Source organism: Ruegeria sp. YTSB088 (assembly GCF_059609825.1).
Genome location: NZ_JBXWMM010000004.1, coordinates 256916 through 274294 on the forward strand (window position 1 = coordinate 256916; position 17379 = coordinate 274294).

The window sequence follows — 17379 nt, forward strand, 5'->3', positions numbered from 1 at the left end:
CTGGTGTGTTTCGCTGAACAGGTGACTCCGAGTAGCCTGAATGCAGGCAATGCGCCCTGAGAGTCTATGGGAGGACATATGGATACGAGGCCTGAAAACCTGCCACGCGCCATAGCGGGATTGTCGGAGTATCTGTCGCAGGGGCTTGTTGGTCACGAGCATCTGGTTGAATCCCTTCTAATCGCCCTGCTAGAAGGTGGTCATCTTCTGGTAGAAGGGCCGCCCGGGCTGGCGAAAACACGCGCGGTCAAATGGTTGTCGAACGCCGTCGAGGGCGGCTTTGCCCGCATTCAATGTACGCCGGACCTGATGCCGTCCGATCTGACCGGAACACCAGTGTACCAGCCCCAGGAAGGCCGCTTTGAATTTGTTCCGGGGCCTGTGTTTCACACATTGGTGCTGGTTGACGAGATCAACCGCGCGCCGCCCAAGGTGCAGTCCGCTTTGCTCGAATCCATGGCAGAACATCAGGTTACGGTTGGAAATGAAACATATGCCCTGCCGGATCCCTTTCTGGTCGTGGCGACCCAGAACCCCATTGAACACGACGGAACCTTTCCCTTGCCTGAGGCACAGTTGGACAGGTTTCTGCTGCATGTCGTTTTGACTTTGCCGGATTTGGAAACGGAACGTGAGATCCTCGATCTGGTCATCGCTGAAACACGGAATGGGCCTCCAGTCGCGCAGCAGATGACGCTTGATGAGCTGAAGATTGCCCGTACCCAAGCGCAATCGGTTCACGTTGCGCCAGAGTTGCGGGATTATATCGTACGACTTGTGCTCGCAACGCGTGAAGGTCCGTTTGCCGAATTTATTGAACATGCAGTCTCGCCCCGCGGGTCGTTGGCCCTGGCCTCGGCATCGCGCGCACGCGCCTATCTGCGGGGCCGGGATTTCGCCCTGCCTGAAGATGTAGCCGCCGTCGCGCCCGATGCGCTGGCCCATCGCATGGTGCTGACCTGGAGAGCCGTTGCGGATGGCAAAAAGCCACGCGAATTGGTGGCTGACATTCTAAATGCTGTCGAGCCGCTGTGACGGGGGTACTGGCACATGCGGGGGTTCGCCTGACAACTGAGGCTTTGATTGCATTGCGGCACATCGCATTGACCGACCACAGCAACCCAACAATGACGGCCCTGCCCGGAGGATTTCTGACCCGAAAGCGCGGGCAGGGCGTCGAGGTTGCAGATGTACGTGAATATGTAGACGGGGATGACATTCGTCATTTGGATCGCGGAACAACTGCCCGCACAGGGCGTATGCATATCCGGCAGTTTCAGGAGGAACAGGATCGCGTCGCCCTGTTGGTTGCTGATTTTCGATCGCCGATGTTCTGGGGCCTCCAACGGGCTTTTCTTTCGGTGGCAGCCGCCGAAGCTCTGACCTTGATCGGGTGGTTCATGGTTGAAAGCGGCGGGCGTGTTGGTCTGTTGGCGCTCACCACCGGCACACCCGTTATTGTTCCCTTGCGCGGAAAAACGCGCGGGATGCTGGACGTGATCGGAGGTCTGGTTCAGGCCCACGCGCGCAGTCTGACCGCGCTGCAAAAGGGTGAAGATGAAGGCTGGACGCTGGAACAGGCGCTTGCCGGCGCTGATCGCCTGACCCCGACGGGGGCCGAGATTATCATCGCGTCTGGCTTCGATCAGCAGGGAGACGGCTTTTCAGACGTGCTGGACCGGCTCAATCATCGCCGCAACCCAAGACTACTGCTTGTGACCGAAAGCAAAGCGCACGAGATGCCAAAAGGCTGGTATCCGATCCGCCTTTCAGATGGGCAGCAAAAGCGGGTTTATCTGGCCCAGGCAGAGCCTTCCGGTGAATTTGTGTTTCAGAAGGTCGCAACACATACTGCGCTTGTCTTGAATGCCAGTGACCCGGTCGAACAAACCTCTCGTCGCATTTCGTCGGTCTTCGCGACAAGGTATGTGGCATGAGTGAGAAAGCCCTTTCTGAAGCCACAATGCTGGCCAGCCTGCGGGACATCCATTTGCCCGCCGAGGCTGCAGGCGGGGTGTTTGCCGAATACGCGGCTGTCGTTGGTATCGCGGCGCTGGCCTCCGTTGGCTGTGTTGCCATCTTGCGGTTTCTGAGCATCAAGACCGCAGCAAACATACAGATGGGTCCATCTGATCAGACTGCTGAACGACCGGGTTGGTCTGTGGATCGCCTTAGAGTGGCTCTTTTGCACAGACTGCGAGTTGAGAATCCGAAGCGATATGAAGAGTTGACTGGCGGTCTTTATCAACCTGGCGGTGGACCGGATCTGGAGACCCTGCAAGAGGAGGTCGCGGGTCGTGTTTGAACTTGCTGATCCCTGGGTCTTGCTCGCGCTGCCATTACCTTTTGTCATCGTACGTTTGGTCAAACCTCGGCCGGTTTTCGAGCGGGGGTTCCCAGTCCCTGACCGCATAGGCGGTATGCTTTTGGCGGCCAGTCCACAGAATAAGGCCAAGACCCGGGTTTTGGCGGACCACCTCATATTGTGGATCATTTGGGCGCTCACGATTTTTGCCTTGTCCGGTCCGCGCGAACTTCAACCCGTTAGCGCTTTGAAAGTGTCCGGACGGGACCTTGCGATTGTTTTGGATCTTTCGGGATCAATGGTGCGGGATGATTTTTATCTCGACGGGCGCCAGATCACCCGTTTGGAGGCGGTGACACGCGTTGGATCCGAGTTCGCCAGACGTCGCGCCGGCGACCGGGTGGCTTTGATTGTTTTCGGGTCCGAAGCCTATTTCGCCACGCCTTTCACATTTGATACCGAGGCTGTTGCACGACGGATCGAAGAGGCCACGATTGGTATCTCGGGCCGTGCTACAAACATCTCCGATGGTCTGGGCCTCGCCTTGAAGCGTCTGGCCAAGAGCCAGGCGGCTTCGCGGGTCGTTATTCTGTTGTCGGATGGGGTGAACAACGCGGGTGCAACGAATCCCAGTGGCGTGGCCGAACTGGCGGCTGAGATGGGGGTGCGGGTCCATACAATTGCGCTCGGCCCGAAAGACCTGCAACGCGCCGAACTCGGTGAACGCGGTGTAGTCGATGCAGTCACGCTGCGTGCTATTGCCGAAGTTGCGGGCGGCGAGGCTTTTCGCGTTAAGACCACCGATGATCTTATTGAAGTGACACAGGCACTGGATCGATTGGAGGCGACGGATAGCACGGGCCTTACGGCTGAGGTCCACAGATCTTTTTGGACCTGGCCCGCAGCAATGGCGGCAGCACTTGCCCTGTTGGCGGCGTGGAGGCAAGCGTGATGATTGAGCTGGATGTCACTCTGCTTAGGCCGGTCTGGGGGCTTTTGTTGGTGGTCGTGTGCGGGGCCGGGTGGTGGTTGCTTTCCCGCGCCGGGGGGTTCGGAGCGTGGGACAAGGTCACCGACCCGCAGCTTGTCCAAGCGATGGCTGCGATTGGCCGGATCGAAGGCGGCTCCTTTCCGCTCACAACGGCCGCCTTATTGCTGACCACCGGGATCATTGCAATTGCTCTGACCGGCCCGGCAATCGAACGGCGCGACGCGCAAACCTATCGCAATCTGGATGGCGTATTGTTCCTTGTGGATGCATCAGAAAGCGTGGCTGATGACGACCGCTGGCCACAAATGCTAAGCATGGGACGCTTGGGTGTCAGTGCGCTTGGGTCGCGGCCCGGCGGCATCATCGTATACGCGGGCGATGCCTATGTCGCCACGGATATGACGACCGATCACCGCCAATTGGGTCAAACACTCTCGCTCATCGATGGGCAGACCGTTCCGGACAAGGGATCGCGACCGGAACGCGCACTGGCATTGGCGGATCAGCGGATGGAGGAGGCGGACATCCTGGCCGGGGACGTGGTCATATTCACTGACGGGGACGGGTTTGGATCATCTTCTTTGCAGCAGGTCGCATCTCTTGCCTCACGAGGGGCACGTGTGTCTTTGGTTTCAGTTCACTCACCGACTGCACAAATTCAAACCCACGCCACTGTCGGCGGCGGAGCTGTCTTCACATTGAACCAGTCAGATGATCTGGCCATCTGGTTGGCAGATGATGCCGCAACCCGCTTGAAGCGGGCGGACTATCCGGTGCTGTTCTGGCACGATCTGGGACGGTACCTGTTGTTTTTCGCACTGCTCCCCCTTCTGTTTTTGTTTTGGAGGGCAGGGGCATGAGATGGTTCGCGATTGCGGGTGCCGCATGTATTGTCGGTGCCTTTGCGCTGGGCGGAACTGCCCCCTTTGGCCGCATTGCATTGGCGATTGGTCTGTACCCAATGGCTGCAAATCTGTTTTCCGATCCTGACTGGCAGGGGGTTGCCTTCTACCGTGCCGGAGTTTTCGACAAAGCTGCCAGTGCTTTTGAAAGCGCTGGAAACCAGTATAATCTTGGCAATGCTTACGCCAGGAACGGCCAGCTGGCCGCTGCGCTGGAAGCCTATGATCAGGCCATAGCCAAGGGAAATCCGGATGCTCGGGCGAATTTCGATCTGCTGGCCGCCTTTTACGCAAGGCAGCAGATCGACCCCGAGGCTTTGGGCCTTTTCCCCGAACGCAAATCCGGCCCCAAGGCCGACAGTTTTGTCGCGCGCGGGAATGCGCGGGCGGCGGGAACCGGCAGTGAGGTCACGAACTCGAACACAATGCTGGGATTGGCAGAATTGGACAGTCGTGGACGACTGGGCGTACGGCGCATTTTTGACGACAAGTTCATGGTGGCCGACCAGCGCTGGCTCAATCAGCTTTCCGATGTTCCGGGTGAGTTCATGGCGGCGCGGATCGCGCAGGAACACAAGCGCAGGTTAAAGCTGGGCCTGTCCCCTCCTGAAGCGGAGAGCCCGGAATGAAGTGGTTGGTTTTAATTCTCGTCGCACTTCCTGTTCAGGTTTTGGCACAGTCCAAAACAGTGCTGCCGTCCGAGGCGTCGATAGAGGTTACCATTGCAGACGACGCCCCCGTTCCGTTCACCCGCGAGATGGTGCTGTTGACGATCCGGGGTGTCTACCGTCGGCACATCACGCGCGAAGAACTGATCCAGCCCCTCTTTGATGGGTTCAGCTGGGCACAGCTGGGGCCGGACAGTTGGTCGGAAGAAAGGATCAATGGTCGGAAATACAAAGTGCTTACCCGACGTATGGCGATCTATCCTGTCGAGGCAGGCAAGCTTTCAATTGGTCCGTTTGTGCACAGGTTGACCCTGACAGACGAAAATGACGACTGGTTCGAACATGAGATTCAATCAGATCCGCTGACCATTCAGGTGGCGAAAGCCCCGGCCACGCAGGATTGGTGGTTTCCGGTTCGCAAGTTGCAGATTTCGGATCAGTGGTCGAATGCGCCGGATCAACTTGCACCGGGTGAGGGTGTCTTGCGCGTCATTCGACTTGAAGCCTTGGGTGCGACACCCGAAATGCTTCCGCCAATGCCTGAGTTGACATCGCCGTCAGCCCTGATCTTCGCGCATCCTGAGAAACGGGTTGTCGAACTGACCCCGGAAGGGCCGGTCACCTATGCGTTTTGGCGCTGGACCATACGCCCTTCAAACGACACGTCCGGCATCGTTGAGCCCCTTCAATTCAGTTACTTTGACACTGTGGCCCGCGAAACCCGAGAGGTCACCATCTCGCCGCAACGCATTGCCTACGGCACGGTTACCCAAGAGGAAGGCCGCGACAGATCGGAGAAAGATGTCGCACAAGCAAAGCTGTTGGGTGGGCCTGGCGCCGCAATCGCCAGTGTTGTTTTTCTGGCCGGTTTGGTATTGGGCATGTCCGGTCACAAGGTGGCCGCTTCAAGGGCACTGCAACGCTTTGGTATTTTCGATCCACTGGTTCGTGATTTGCAGAGCTGTGCCAAGACCGGTCGTGCAGACGGATTGCGACAAGCTGCTTCTGCCATCTTGCACCGCGACGGACCCTCATCCAGACGCCTTAAACAAATGCAGGACTTTGACAGGCAGTATTTTGATCCCAAGGCCGCAGCGCCTGATTTGAAGGAGTTTGCCAGAAGTTTCCTCAAGAATTAGGTCATCTGAGTCATCAAGCTTTTGTTATCTATGGTATCTTTCGCTTGTATCAAAACGAAACAGTTGAACTGATCCGGAAATGCTGTACTTTTCCCTTTGGAGGAGAAGCAATGCAGATTGCGGGATGCCCTAAACCGGTGGACCAGGTGTCCAGTGTGCTGATAGTGGATGATCATCCGCTGTTCAGTGACGCGCTGGCCGCGGCATTGAAGCTGAGCTTCGAGAACTGCCGAATTGAAAAAGCCGATACGCTGAAGCAGACACTTGAGATACTTGGCGCAGGCTTCAAGCCTGATCTGATCATGTTCGATCTGAAATTGCCGGACGTGACGGGTATCTCGGGTTTTCAGCAGCTCCGGCAGCGCTGTCCGAATGCGCCGGTTCTGGTAATATCGTCCCTGGCATCCGGAGAGTTGGTGCGATCGTTGCTTGACCACGGTGCGATGGGATTTCTGCCAAAAGACACGCCGGCGCAAACCCTGAAACACGCCATTCAGGAGATCACCTCTGGACGTAGATACGTGCCCACCGAATACAACCGGGTCGAAGAGCTGAAGCCATCCGAAAGCACCGTTTATCAGTCCAGCCCCGAGCTTTCATCATTGACGCCGCAGCAGGTCAAAATTCTCAAGCTTATCTGCGTGGGCCAATCCAACAAGCAGATTGCATATGAGCTGTCGCTGGCCGAGGCGACGGTCAAGGCGCATATCACCGCTTTGCTGCGCCGCCTTGGGGTGCGCAACCGGACCCAGGCCGCTGTTCTGGTCGATTCAGTTGTCGCCCGACAGTCGCGACATGAGCCGGAGGTTAAATCCTTTCTTCAACACTAGGGGGCGCGCATGCGGGATCTGGAGCATGAACCGAATTTCATTGCGATTGGCCGTTCCGTTGACTTGGACCCGACGACCGCTGTTGAAGAAGCCTGCGCGGAAATCGATTGCCTGCTGTCTTGCTTTGTCCTGGCCTTTATTCCCAGCACTCTTGATCCAGTCGAAGTGTCGCGTTGCCTGAACAGGAAACTCGCGGGTGTTCCTGTTTTCGGCTGCACCACGGCAGGACAAATCACGCGGTCGGGTTATGAATCGCATGCGCTTTTGCTGCTGGCCTTTCCGAAGTCCAACTTTCGATGCTCGTCCATTTTGTTCGAATCGCTCAGACCGCTCAATTCAACGGAAACCGCTGCCACAGCGCAGCGACTGGCCGAAAGATTCCGCCATACGGCGGGGTGGAATAGGCTGGCGCTGGTTTTTACGGATGGATTGTCTAAGCAGGAAGACTTGTTGGTCTCAACGCTGGAAACCGTACTGGATGGATTGCCGATATTTGGCGGTTCTGCCGGGGATGGCCTTCAATATGAAGAGACGTTTGTTTTTCACGGTGGCAAGGCGCACAACAATGCTGCCGTCCTGTTGTTGATTGAAACCAACCTTGGTTTTCAGGGCATAGGTTTTGATCATTTCCTGCCCATCGGATCAGAGATCATCATCACCGACGCCAACCCGGAAGAACGCGTGGTTTATGAGATAAACGGGGCACCGGCGGCGCAGGAATATGCCCGATTGGTCGGGTGCGCTGCCGAGGATCTTTCGCCACTGGTATTTGCAGAAAACCCTCTGCTTCTCAGGCAAAACCTCAACTACTATGTACGTGCCATTCGTGAACCGATGGAGGGGGGGTCCCTATCCTTTCTCGCGGCGATTGATGACGGTCTGATCATGACACTGGGGCGTGGGAAGGAGATCATTGAAACGCTCAAAGCTGGGCTGAATGTGCGCGACAACACCGGAACCGCCCCGGATTTCATTCTTGGGTTCGACTGTATTCTGCGAAAACTGGAAATCGAACAGAAACAGTTGAGCAAACAGGTTTCGGATGTTTTGCAATCTCACCGGGTGGTTGGCTTCAATACCTACGGAGAGCAGCAATCCGGCGTACATATGAACCAGACCTTTGTGGGGGTCGCTTTCTTTGAGCCCGAGAAGCGAGACCTGAGCTGACCATGCTGAATCCAGACGACCCGCCAGAGATCCAGATATCCAAACAGGCCAAGATCATCGATGCGTTGATGCGGCGCGCCAACCGCCAGAAAGATGTGGGTCCGTCCGCCTTTCTGGCGTTTCAGTCGGCGATAGAGTTGCAGCAGCAGGTGATGGAGCAGAGCCGCGATCTGGAACGCGCGACCACCGAACTTGAAAGCGCCAGGTACGAACGCGAACAAACCCGCAAGAGCCTCGTCAAGGCCTTGTCTTCCATGGAAGAAGGGTTCGCGCTGTTCACAGATGGTGAATTGAACCTGTGTAACGATTTGTTTCAGGCGATCTTCCCGGACATGTCTGACGTTGTCGGGCCCGGCCTCAGCCTGGGTCGGTTTTTTCTGTTGGTGCAGAACAGCCCCGATTTCGTATCGTCCGACCATGGAATATCGAAAATGTTGGATACGCTTGAGCGCAATTGCCATACCGGGATGGTGTCCAGCGACGTGATCGAATTGCGTGGTGACCGTTGGTATCAACTCAGCGCACAATACACGTCGCCTCAGAATGTGGTCATTCTGCTAACCGATATCACATCCGTTGTTCGCAGGAACCGCGATGAAAAAGAAACCCTGATTGACCGGCAAGAAGACTACCTTCAGGCGGTTTTCCAAAACATGAGCTCTGGCGTTTGTACATTTTCATCAGATACGAAGATCATGATGCACAATGCGCGGTTCCGGGAAATACTGAACCTGCCGCTATCCGTCTTGCAGGGAAACATACCTGTTCAAACGCTTCTGGATCTTATGCGGACACGCGGGCTGATCAAGGCCGACGATGAACTCAGGATCGACAAGTGGCAACACGAGCTCAAAAGCCGCGGCTGGTTGCGCAAACGTGTACGCGATGGATCAGACCGCGTATTGGACATTCAGGTCAACCAACTGCCGGATGGTGGTTTTCTGGTCGAATTGAAAGACGTGACGTTTGAAGCACGTGCGACCGAAACCCTGGAAAACCGGGTTATGGAACGCACGGCAGAGTTGACCCATGCCAACGCCAAGCTGGTTCAGGAATACGAAGAAAAAGCGCGGGTGGAAGAGGCGCTGCGGATCGCAAAGGAACGAGCCGAAGCTGCAGTCTCCTCCAAGACACGATTTCTTGCGGCGGCCAGCCACGACCTGCTTCAGCCGATCAATGCCGCAAAACTCATGATCTCGACCCTGCTGGAGATTACGCGTGAGACCGAGCTTCATGAGATGATGGAGCGGTTAGAGGGTGCCTTTGGATCTGCTGAACAACTGTTGCACTCATTGCTGGATATATCGCGGCTTGAAACTACCGATCCGGACACGGTCTCACCCACAGAAGTTAGTCTCGCTACGATAATTGCAGGGATACAGGGCGACCAAACGCTTGTCGCCGAGAACAAGAACGTGAGGCTTGATGTGGTTCCGTGTTCGGAAATCGTAAAATCCGATCCGGTCTACCTGTTGCGCTCGATCCAGAATCTGGTCGTGAACGCCATCCAGTACACCGAACCCGGAGGTCGGGTTCTGGTGGGGTGTCGCAGGCGTGGCGACAAGGTCATTTTGCAAGTCTGGGATACAGGTATCGGGATTGCACGCAAGGACCAGGAACGCGTGTTCGAGGAATTCACGCGGGCCGAAAACGTGCCATTGGGTTCCGGCATGGGATTGGGTTTGTCTGTAGTAGACCGCGCCTGCCGACTTTTGGGCCACAAGCTTTCGCTTCGATCCAAACCCCGCATTGGTTCGGTGTTCAGCATAGAAATGGACAGGGTAGAAACAGAGAAAAGCGCCGTCGAACCGTTGGACCTTCTGGCCAATACGGGCGATGTGCCGTTGGATTTCATCATTCTGGTGATCGAAAACGACCGTGATGTTTTGTTTGGGACAACGCAGTGGCTGGAACAAAACGGTGCCAGTGTTCTGCCGGCCCGGTCGCCGAAGGAAGCAATGCAATTCACAAAAGACATTGGAATGCCGCCGGATATCATTCTGGCCGACTACCAATTGGATGATGGGGAAACCGGCGTTAATGCAATTCACCGGATCCGAGAGATGACGCAGACCCAAGTTCCGGCAATTCTGATCACCGCTAATCGCAGTGAAGCCTTACGCAAAGACGGATTGCGGCATGAGATTTCGGTTATGGCGAAACCAGTCAAACTGCCGCGGCTCCGGTCTTTGATCATCTGGAAAATTCAGAATGCTTTGCACACGCAAACGCTCAATACCGACAAAAGTCGGCGGTGACATGGGGCGATTAGCCCATACTCTCATCGCGGGGAGGACAAAATCATGAGAAGGCTTCTTTGCGGAATTGCCGTTTTGGTTTTGAGTTTGATTTCGGTTTCCGCGGCATCGGTTGATGCCGAGCAAGCCTATGATTTGCTGTTCCAAGATGGCGTTCTGGACACTATCTCGCGTGACAAGGAACTCATTTATCAGCGTACCGTCACAAACCAGATAAGACCGGATACGGCTGAACGTGATACCGGTGTTATTGCGCTCAGCTTTACGAACGACGGGAACGAAATGGCACATCTGGAATTTCGCCAAGATGACAAACACCGCGCTATGGGTGTTTTTCCGGCCAACGTCGGCAATCCGATGATTATGGTTTTCTATGAAAGCGCCATCCGGGATATGGCCGAGTCCGCCGGAGGTAGCCCGTTTTATATCCGAAACCGTATCAAGGATGCGCTGGTTCAACCTGCCGAGATCGTCGAGAGCGAGGCGGTGGTCGATGGCAAAACCATCCCCGTACAGATCATCTTTATGCGCCCTTTCGCTGAAGATCCGAACCGGGGCCGGATGCAAGGTTTCGGAGACCTCGTTCTCCGCGTCTCAGTGTCAGAGGAGATACCGGGGTGGTATTTAAGCCTTGTGGCGGAAGCTGTTTCTGAACGTGACGGCATGGCCGTTTATCGATCGGAAATGCGGTTTGGAGGAATGCAGGAGGGTCGCGAATGAAAACGTCAGGCCAAATTCGGGAACGCAGCCGCATGACCCTTGCAGCTTTGATCACGGCCGTTCTGGCCGTGCCCGTCGCAGTGTCGGCTCAAAGCGTTGCGGAACGGCTCAATGACTACCCGACCGCAGCGCGTGCGGATTACGTGTTCGCGTGCATGGTCACCAACGGCCAAACTCGCGAGTTGCTGGACAGGTGTTCATGCTCGATCGATTTGATCGCTTCGATCCTTCCCTATGAGCAATATGAACAGGCGGAAACTGTTCTGTCTATGCGTCGGGTCGGAGGAGAGCGCATGGCGTTTTTCAAAAGTGCGGTGCTGGCCGAAAACATGGTGGCCGACCTGCGCCGGGCGCAGGCTGAAGCCGAGGTTGTCTGTTTCTGATAAACGCAGTCTGGTCCGTCAGCTGGCCGCGGCTTTGGGCAAGTCTTTCTCGAACGTGTTGCCCTCGGTATCCGTTGCCTTGACCGTCAACATGGTCGAGCCGTTGTCGTTATAGGCAAAACGGAAAGCCGGGTTCTCCGAGATCGAAATGCCGCCGTCCATAGTGAACAGCAACTCATCCCCCTGCCAAACTTCGATATGGTCGATGAAGTGCGCAGGGATGAATAGTTGCGTAACCTGATCGCGCTGCAGGCCGGAATAGTTCGGGTGACGGATCATGATCTGAGCTTCTCGACGCGGCGCGGAAATCTGCGCCTCTTGCCCAAAGCTGCGCAGCTTCATCTTGCCCATGGACTCCAATGCGACCTCTGGATCTTTGCTGGCTGGTGCTGAACAGCCGCCCGATGCTTTGACAAACCGGCCGGTCATATGAAGCCCGTCAGGCGTTTCAGCAATCACGCGGACATTCGAATATTGGTTCACGCGGACTCGCATCTCGAAATCCAATTGACCCATGGCTGGTGAAAAAGCAAAGACGCCTGCGATCGGGGCCGGGTTTTCGTCGATCACGACAGTGGCAGCGGAAATCCGGGCATCGGGATCAAGCTGTTTCAAAACGATCGGCACCGTTGCGGCATCATGCGCCCGGTAAGGGGCGTCCAGCGAAAGCAGCGTGCCCGCATTTCCGATCCGGGCATCGCCCACGACATCGTATTGCAGGTCCTTCCAGGTCTCGCTGCTGACCAGCGGATTTTTGATTGGCTGCTCTGCCCAAGCAGGCAGGGCTAGTGCAAGTGAAAGGATTGCTGCGGGTGCTAGTGCTCTGGCCATGTTGATTCCTCCGGCAACCGGTAGCGAAAAATGTGCCACAAAACGCAAGGAAAATAAATGCCGACGAAAGGCGTGGTGGTTCTGTCAGAGATCTGTGCCACTGTTCTTGTCGGAGGGCTGCTATGTTTGAAGCCGTGATTTTGCTATGCGCTCAGGTTGCGACAGAGCCTTGCAGAGAACAGCTTTTGCCGGGTTACGAAGCCCGATCACAGGCTGAATGCGAGCAGAAGCTGAAAACAACTCTTCCGCCGCTTTCCGATTGGCGCCGCGGCGAACCGTTTTGCCAACACATTGGTCAGGCACTGGAATTTGAAGAAGCTGCGCCAGGTCTGTTCGTGCATCGCGGTTTGATAGCGGAACCCGCCGCGGACAATCTGGGCGATGTGTCCAATATCGGATTTGTCATCGGCCAGGACAGTGTTGCGGTGATTGATACGGGAACGGCACCTTGGATAGGAGAGGCTGTCTGGCGGGCCATTCGGGCCGAGACGGACAAACCAGTCAGTCACGTAATTTTAACCCACATGCATCCCGATCATACACTGGGGACTGAGTCTTTGACCCTTTCAGGTGCGCAGGTTGTCGGCCATGTGGGGCTGGAGAGAGCGTTGCTGGACCGGTTGGGCAACTATGTCGAAAGCCTGAGCGCCGCGATCGGCGATAGCGCCTATGTGGGCGTCGGGCCAGTTTCGGTCGACATCGCTGTCGAAACCACGGACGAGATCGACCTAGGTGGGCGTAAACTGATCCTGCGGGCCTGGCCCCGAGCACATACCGGGAATGACTTGACCGTCATGGATGCAAACACCGGCGTTATGTTCACGGGCGATCTGGTATTTCACCGGCATACCCCGGCATTGGATGGTCAACTGATCGGCTGGCAACGCGTCCTGAAGCAGATGACCGGGCTTGACGTCACCCAAATCGTACCCGGCCACGGTGGGCCGATCCTGGCGTGGCCTGAGGGCGCCGAGGATATGAGGCGCTATTTGAATGTGCTGGAAACCGACACGCGCGAAGCAATCGACAGTGGTCAGCGACTGGGCGATGCGGTTGAAACGATCGCTCAGGAAGAAGCGGCGCACTGGGAATTGTTTGACGCCTACAACCCGCGCAATGCGACGGTCGCATTCACCGAACTTGAATGGGAATAGCCCTGTCAGCGAATAGCCCGATCCAAGTTTTTAGCGGCGCCCAGATTGGTCTGATCTGCGCCCCCAACGTCAGTCAGCCGCGTTGCCGTCAAATCGGCATTCGTAAAATCGGCACCGGACAATGTGGCCCCTGTCAGGTCCGCCCCGCCCAATGTGGCCATCGACAAATCCGCATTGGTGAAATTTGCGTTGGGCAATTTGGCAAATTCCAGATCGGCGCGGGACATTTGCGCGTCAGTGAAATCCACGTCCGATCCGCGAGCCGAGGACAGAACGCCGCGCATAAGCCCCATGGATTGGTTGCGCATGTCGGCCGAAAAATCCGCCCCTTTGAATACTGCCCGGTTCAAATTGGACTTGGTGAAATCGGCGGCTGTTCTGGCATTTGTGAAATCCGTATCGCTCAGATCTGCCTGGCTGAGCTGGGTCTGGAACAGCTCGGCCCCGACAAGAGATGCACCGGAAAGGTCGGCGCCGATCATCCAGGATTGGCTGAGAATCGCGCCGTCCAAAGTCGATCCCGATAAATTGGTGCCGTTCAATGACGTCGCTCGCAGGATCGCGTTGCTGAAATCCAACCCGGACAGGTCGAGATTGTTCAACCAGACCCGGGTGAAATCTGCGGGGGCGTCGGCCGTGGCAGCGGCAAGCCGGGCCACGACATCGGCGCGGGACATTTGCGCTTGGGTCATTTTGGGCAGAGTCATGTCAACGCCGCTGAGTGGGGACTGGCCTAGGGCCGAGAGGGGCGACAGCGTCAGAAAGACGATCAGTAGGTGTTTCATATTTCCCTCCTTGCCAAGAGGCCGCTGCATTAACCTTGATCTGAGGTCAACTGTTGCAGCATTTGCGAAATCGCGAACAGGCGTCGCTCGATTATTTGCGGTGTTTCGCAAAGATAGGTGATCGAGCGTTGACGGTCAGAATAGATCAGCTGATCCCAATCCAGCTGCTCCTCCAGGGCGTCGATGCGGTCATAGTCCGGCGAGTCGGAAGACAGGGCTTGCTCCATTTCCACCCGGGCCAGATCAATCTTTTCAGCCATATCGATCTGGTTCAATGAAAACTCTCCGATCCCCGCAATGATGCGCTTGCGCCTTTTGGACAAGGTGTCAAAGACGCGCTGGAACACCTGACCCAGAATATCCGGATCACCGTTGTACCGCGAGGCAAACTCTGCAACTTGTGGCCGAAGATCCTCCAGGTCGATCCGCCTCAGCGCCAACAGGCCAGCAATTTCATCGATGTCGGCACTATCTTCGGTGGTTTCGCTGCCAGGGACCTGGTACGGCCACATGAGGCCCAGCGACAGGTCCTCGACTTTGCGTTGGATGCACGGCCAGGTTGGGTCGGAAAAATCCGCTGCCAGGCCTGGGCCAGCCGCGCCGAGCCAAGCCAGCGCCGTAATTATTAGCTTGCCGTTAGACATCGCAGCTCTCCTCCACGCGGACATCATGCATGGAATCTGCGCGCGAAGTCCATTCAACCCAATACACACCATTGTCTTAATTGTTTGCACATGGCGCTCACCCTCATACTCGACCCAAGCTGCCGGACTACGGTTGATTCCGGTGCCATGGGAGGAAAGACAGAGATGAGAACACGCGCGGCGGTTGCTGTGGCGGCAGGCCAACCCCTGGAAATCATGGAGGTTGAGCTTGATGGCCCGAAAGCAGGCGAAGTCCTGATTGAGGTCAAGGCGACCGGTCTTTGTCATACGGATGAGTTCACTCGTTCAGGTGATGACCCCGAAGGGATTTTCCCTGCAATTCTTGGTCATGAAGGCGCCGGAGTGGTTTTGGAAGTAGGGGAAGGTGTCACCAGCCTTGAGGTTGGAGACCACGTGATCCCTCTTTACACCCCCGAATGCCGTGAATGCGAGTATTGTCTGAATCCCAAGACAAACCTGTGTCAGAAAGTTCGTGCCACGCAGGGTGCGGGCTTGCTGCCAGATGGTACGACCCGGTTCAGCATGCTGGACGGGACACCCATCCATCACTACATGGGCTGCTCGACTTTTGCCAATCACACCGTTGTGCCCGAGATTGCGTTGGCCAAGGTGCGCAAGGACGCGCCGTTTGACAAGATTTGCTACATCGGCTGTGGCGTCACCACCGGCATCGGGGCCGTCATCAACACCGCCAAGGTCGAAATTGGTTCACGTTGCGTGGTCTTTGGTCTGGGCGGAATTGGTTTGAACGTCATTCAGGGCTGTCGAATGGCGGGCTGTGATCAGATCGTTGGTGTCGACCTGAATGACGGCAAGGCCGAAATGGCGACTCATTTCGGTATGACCGATTTCGTGAATCCCTCGAAAGTCAGCGGCGATATCGTGGCACATCTGGTCGAACTGACCGGCGGTGGCGCAGATTATACCTTTGACGCGACTGGCAATGTTGGCGTGATGCGAACCGCTTTGGAATGCGCACACAAAGGTTGGGGAGAAAGCATTATCATCGGTGTGGCACCTGCTGGCGCCGAGATTTCAACGCGTCCTTTCCAACTGGTCACCGGCCGGTCATGGCGTGGAACCGCGTTCGGCGGAGCCAAGGGCCGGACGGATGTTCCGAAGATCGTTGATTGGTACATGGCCGGCAAGATCGAGATCGATCCCATGATCACTCACAAGCTGACTCTTGATGAAATCAACCACGGCTTTGACCTGATGCACCAAGGTAAATCAATCCGTGCGGTAGTGGAGTACTGACATGGAGTTGAAAGTCATCTCGCAAAATCGCAGTTTCGGAGGTGAGCAGACTGTCTACTCCCACTCGTCCGAGACGTGTGATTGCGAGATGACCTTTGCTGTCTACCTGCCGCCTCAGGCCAAATCCGGGCCGGTGCCGGTGTTGTGGTACTTGTCCGGCCTGACCTGCACCCATGAAAACGCGATGACCAAGGGCGGATTTCAGGAGGCAGCCGCAGATTACGGCGTCGCGGTTGTGTTTCCCGATACGTCACCGCGTGGGGACAGTGTTGCCGATGACGACGCTTATGATCTGGGGCAGGGGGCCGGTTTTTACGTGAACGCCACCCGGGACCCATGGCGGGCCCATTTCAGGATGTATGACTACATCGTCGACGAGCTGCGCGACATTGTACTGAAGAATTTCCCCGTGCAGGATCGTCACGGGATAACTGGTCATTCCATGGGTGGCCACGGCGCGATTACCATCGCCATACGCAACGCCGACAAATTCGGATCTCTTTCGGCATTTGCGCCGATTGCGCACCCGACGCGGTCGGATTGGGGCCGTAAACAGCTTAGTAGCTATCTGGGTGACGACGAAAATACCTGGGTCGAGCATGACGCCACTCTGCTGCTTGAAGAACATGGCTGGAAAGGTGACCTGCTGATCGATCAGGGCGCCGATGATCAGTTCCTTGATCTTCTTAAACCCGAAGCACTGGCCAATATGATGGCCAAGCGTCGCCAGCCCGGACAGATCAGAATCCAGGAAGGGTATGACCACTCGTATTTCTTCGTAAACAGTTTTGCGCGCGACCATGTCGAATGGCACGCGGAACGCCTCAACCAATGAAAACAGCAAGGAAAGATTAATAGTGATCAGAACGGTATTTGCAGCAACCTGCCTCATGCTTTCCCCCGCCTTCGCAAGTGCCGAAGGCGATCCCGAAGCGGGCGAGAAAGTCTTCCGCAAGTGCAAGGCGTGCCACGCGGTGGGCGAGGGGGCTGAAAACAAGGTAGGGCCGATGCTGAACGGTATTGTTGGACGTCAGGCCGCAAGCGTTGAAGGGTTTGGCTATTCACCGGTGTTGATTTCCCTGTCCGAAGAGGGGCTGGTCTGGACACCGGAAGAACTGAACGCGTTTCTGACAAAACCACGCGACTACGCGAAAGGGATCAAGATGACCTTCGCGGGGCTGCGAAAAGAGGACGATCGAGCGAACATCATCGCATATCTTGCGACCTTTGAGGACAACGGGTCGTAGGAGAGCGCATTGCTCACCCACCGATGCGACCGGAAAACTACCGGTCCGGGCGAGCATTAACAGACACCGTAATCCGA

General features: G+C 56.3%; 19 protein-coding genes. 16 read left to right on the forward strand and 3 right to left on the reverse strand.

From position 1 onward, the window contains the following. Positions 1-78 precede the first annotated feature (78 nt). The 12 genes from AC2FFA_RS08675 (at position 79) to AC2FFA_RS08730 (ending at position 11363) form a co-directional block, all read left to right on the forward strand. Complete coding sequence (locus tag AC2FFA_RS08675; RefSeq protein ID WP_496851169.1) at positions 79-1035, forward strand: AAA family ATPase; 957 nt, start codon at positions 79-81, stop codon at positions 1033-1035. After that, positions 1032-1937 carry a DUF58 domain-containing protein gene (locus tag AC2FFA_RS08680; protein WP_496851170.1) on the forward strand — a complete coding sequence of 302 codons (906 nt, stop codon included), beginning with the start codon at positions 1032-1034 and terminating at the stop codon, positions 1935-1937. The genes AC2FFA_RS08675 and AC2FFA_RS08680 overlap by 4 nt, the downstream gene beginning before the upstream one ends. Beyond that, positions 1934-2305 carry a hypothetical protein gene (locus AC2FFA_RS08685; RefSeq protein ID WP_496684701.1) on the forward strand — a complete coding sequence of 124 codons (372 nt, stop codon included), beginning with the start codon at positions 1934-1936 and terminating at the stop codon, positions 2303-2305. Before AC2FFA_RS08680 ends, AC2FFA_RS08685 begins: the two co-directional genes overlap by 4 nt. Next, the gene (locus tag AC2FFA_RS08690) at positions 2298-3257 is read left to right on the forward strand and encodes a VWA domain-containing protein (protein WP_496851172.1); all 960 of its coding nucleotides are present in this window, start codon (positions 2298-2300) and stop codon (positions 3255-3257) included. The genes AC2FFA_RS08685 and AC2FFA_RS08690 overlap by 8 nt, the downstream gene beginning before the upstream one ends. Then, positions 3257-4156 (forward strand): VWA domain-containing protein, encoded by a 900-nt coding sequence (locus tag AC2FFA_RS08695; protein WP_496851336.1) that lies wholly within the window; start codon positions 3257-3259, stop codon positions 4154-4156. The genes AC2FFA_RS08690 and AC2FFA_RS08695 overlap by 1 nt, the downstream gene beginning before the upstream one ends. Continuing rightward, positions 4153-4827, forward strand: a complete 675-nt coding sequence (locus tag AC2FFA_RS08700; protein WP_496851173.1) for a hypothetical protein — start codon at positions 4153-4155, stop codon at positions 4825-4827. The genes AC2FFA_RS08695 and AC2FFA_RS08700 overlap by 4 nt, the downstream gene beginning before the upstream one ends. Next, positions 4824-6005: a hypothetical protein gene (locus tag AC2FFA_RS08705; protein ID WP_496851175.1), complete on the forward strand. Its 1182-nt coding sequence runs from the start codon at positions 4824-4826 to the stop codon at positions 6003-6005. Before AC2FFA_RS08700 ends, AC2FFA_RS08705 begins: the two co-directional genes overlap by 4 nt. 110 nt (positions 6006-6115) lie before the next feature. Further along, a complete protein-coding gene (locus AC2FFA_RS08710) occupies positions 6116-6835 on the forward strand; it encodes a response regulator (RefSeq protein WP_117872997.1) in 720 nt (239 codons plus the stop codon). Positions 6836-6844: 9 nt separating this feature from the next. Then, complete coding sequence (locus tag AC2FFA_RS08715; protein WP_117872998.1) at positions 6845-8002, forward strand: FIST N-terminal domain-containing protein; 1158 nt, start codon at positions 6845-6847, stop codon at positions 8000-8002. 2 nt (positions 8003-8004) lie between these two features. Next, complete coding sequence (locus tag AC2FFA_RS08720; protein WP_496851177.1) at positions 8005-10260, forward strand: hybrid sensor histidine kinase/response regulator; 2256 nt, start codon at positions 8005-8007, stop codon at positions 10258-10260. 45 nt (positions 10261-10305) lie between these two features. After that, positions 10306-10980 (forward strand): hypothetical protein, encoded by a 675-nt coding sequence (locus AC2FFA_RS08725; protein ID WP_496851179.1) that lies wholly within the window; start codon positions 10306-10308, stop codon positions 10978-10980. Positions 10981-11012: 32 nt separating this feature from the next. Next, on the forward strand, positions 11013-11363 hold the full coding sequence (locus AC2FFA_RS08730; RefSeq protein ID WP_496851338.1) for a hypothetical protein: 351 nt from the start codon (positions 11013-11015) through the stop codon (positions 11361-11363). Between the two features lie 18 nt (positions 11364-11381). Here the strand turns inward: AC2FFA_RS08730 and AC2FFA_RS08735 are convergent, their stop codons facing one another. Further along, positions 11382-12194 (reverse strand): quinoprotein dehydrogenase-associated SoxYZ-like carrier, encoded by an 813-nt coding sequence (locus AC2FFA_RS08735; protein ID WP_496851181.1) that lies wholly within the window; start codon positions 12192-12194, stop codon positions 11382-11384. A 122-nt stretch (positions 12195-12316) separates the two neighbouring features. Here AC2FFA_RS08735 and AC2FFA_RS08740 point away from each other — a divergent pair, with 122 nt between their 5' ends. Beyond that, the gene (locus AC2FFA_RS08740; protein ID WP_496851182.1) at positions 12317-13348 is read left to right on the forward strand and encodes a quinoprotein relay system zinc metallohydrolase 2; all 1032 of its coding nucleotides are present in this window, start codon (positions 12317-12319) and stop codon (positions 13346-13348) included. A gap of 5 nt (positions 13349-13353) precedes the next feature. On the opposite strand, the gene AC2FFA_RS08745 is transcribed toward AC2FFA_RS08740, so the two are convergent. Beyond that, positions 13354-14133, reverse strand: coding sequence for a pentapeptide repeat-containing protein (locus AC2FFA_RS08745; protein ID WP_496670286.1), 780 nt, complete (start codon positions 14131-14133; stop codon positions 13354-13356). Between the two features lie 29 nt (positions 14134-14162). Then, entirely contained in the window at positions 14163-14777 is a 615-nt protein-coding gene (locus AC2FFA_RS08750; protein ID WP_496670287.1) for a hypothetical protein, read from the reverse strand. A gap of 165 nt (positions 14778-14942) precedes the next feature. On the opposite strand from AC2FFA_RS08750, the gene AC2FFA_RS08755 reads away from it, so the two are divergent. The 3 genes from AC2FFA_RS08755 to AC2FFA_RS08765 are packed head-to-tail and all read left to right on the forward strand — an operon-like array spanning position 14943 to position 17302. Continuing rightward, a complete protein-coding gene (locus tag AC2FFA_RS08755; protein ID WP_117873003.1) occupies positions 14943-16055 on the forward strand; it encodes an S-(hydroxymethyl)glutathione dehydrogenase/class III alcohol dehydrogenase in 1113 nt (370 codons plus the stop codon). A 1-nt stretch (position 16056) separates the two neighbouring features. Next, a complete protein-coding gene (gene fghA, locus AC2FFA_RS08760; protein WP_496719366.1) occupies positions 16057-16890 on the forward strand; it encodes an S-formylglutathione hydrolase in 834 nt (277 codons plus the stop codon). Between the two features lie 22 nt (positions 16891-16912). Continuing rightward, positions 16913-17302: a c-type cytochrome gene (locus AC2FFA_RS08765; RefSeq protein WP_299638896.1), complete on the forward strand. Its 390-nt coding sequence runs from the start codon at positions 16913-16915 to the stop codon at positions 17300-17302. Positions 17303-17379: the final 77 nt, after the last annotated feature.

Excerpts from the sequence above, each read along its gene's own strand:
- AC2FFA_RS08675 (WP_496851169.1), top strand. The coding sequence starts at position 79 with ATGGATACGAGGCCTGAAAACCTGCCACGCGCCATAGCGGGATTGTCG.
- AC2FFA_RS08685 (WP_496684701.1), top strand. The coding sequence starts at position 1,934 with ATGAGTGAGAAAGCCCTTTCTGAAGCCACAATGCTGGCCAGCCTGCGG.
- AC2FFA_RS08695 (WP_496851336.1), top strand. The coding sequence starts at position 3,257 with ATGATTGAGCTGGATGTCACTCTGCTTAGGCCGGTCTGGGGGCTTTTG.
- AC2FFA_RS08700 (WP_496851173.1), top strand. The coding sequence starts at position 4,153 with ATGAGATGGTTCGCGATTGCGGGTGCCGCATGTATTGTCGGTGCCTTT.
- AC2FFA_RS08705 (WP_496851175.1), top strand. The coding sequence starts at position 4,824 with ATGAAGTGGTTGGTTTTAATTCTCGTCGCACTTCCTGTTCAGGTTTTG.
- AC2FFA_RS08710 (WP_117872997.1), top strand. The coding sequence starts at position 6,116 with ATGCAGATTGCGGGATGCCCTAAACCGGTGGACCAGGTGTCCAGTGTG.
- AC2FFA_RS08715 (WP_117872998.1), top strand. The coding sequence starts at position 6,845 with ATGCGGGATCTGGAGCATGAACCGAATTTCATTGCGATTGGCCGTTCC.
- AC2FFA_RS08720 (WP_496851177.1), top strand. The coding sequence starts at position 8,005 with ATGCTGAATCCAGACGACCCGCCAGAGATCCAGATATCCAAACAGGCC.
- AC2FFA_RS08725 (WP_496851179.1), top strand. The coding sequence starts at position 10,306 with ATGAGAAGGCTTCTTTGCGGAATTGCCGTTTTGGTTTTGAGTTTGATT.
- AC2FFA_RS08730 (WP_496851338.1), top strand. The coding sequence starts at position 11,013 with ATGACCCTTGCAGCTTTGATCACGGCCGTTCTGGCCGTGCCCGTCGCA.
- AC2FFA_RS08735 (WP_496851181.1), bottom strand. The coding sequence starts at position 12,194 with ATGGCCAGAGCACTAGCACCCGCAGCAATCCTTTCACTTGCACTAGCC.
- AC2FFA_RS08740 (WP_496851182.1), top strand. The coding sequence starts at position 12,317 with ATGTTTGAAGCCGTGATTTTGCTATGCGCTCAGGTTGCGACAGAGCCT.
- AC2FFA_RS08745 (WP_496670286.1), bottom strand. The coding sequence starts at position 14,133 with ATGAAACACCTACTGATCGTCTTTCTGACGCTGTCGCCCCTCTCGGCC.
- AC2FFA_RS08750 (WP_496670287.1), bottom strand. The coding sequence starts at position 14,777 with ATGTCTAACGGCAAGCTAATAATTACGGCGCTGGCTTGGCTCGGCGCG.
- AC2FFA_RS08755 (WP_117873003.1), top strand. The coding sequence starts at position 14,943 with ATGAGAACACGCGCGGCGGTTGCTGTGGCGGCAGGCCAACCCCTGGAA.
- fghA (WP_496719366.1), top strand. The coding sequence starts at position 16,057 with ATGGAGTTGAAAGTCATCTCGCAAAATCGCAGTTTCGGAGGTGAGCAG.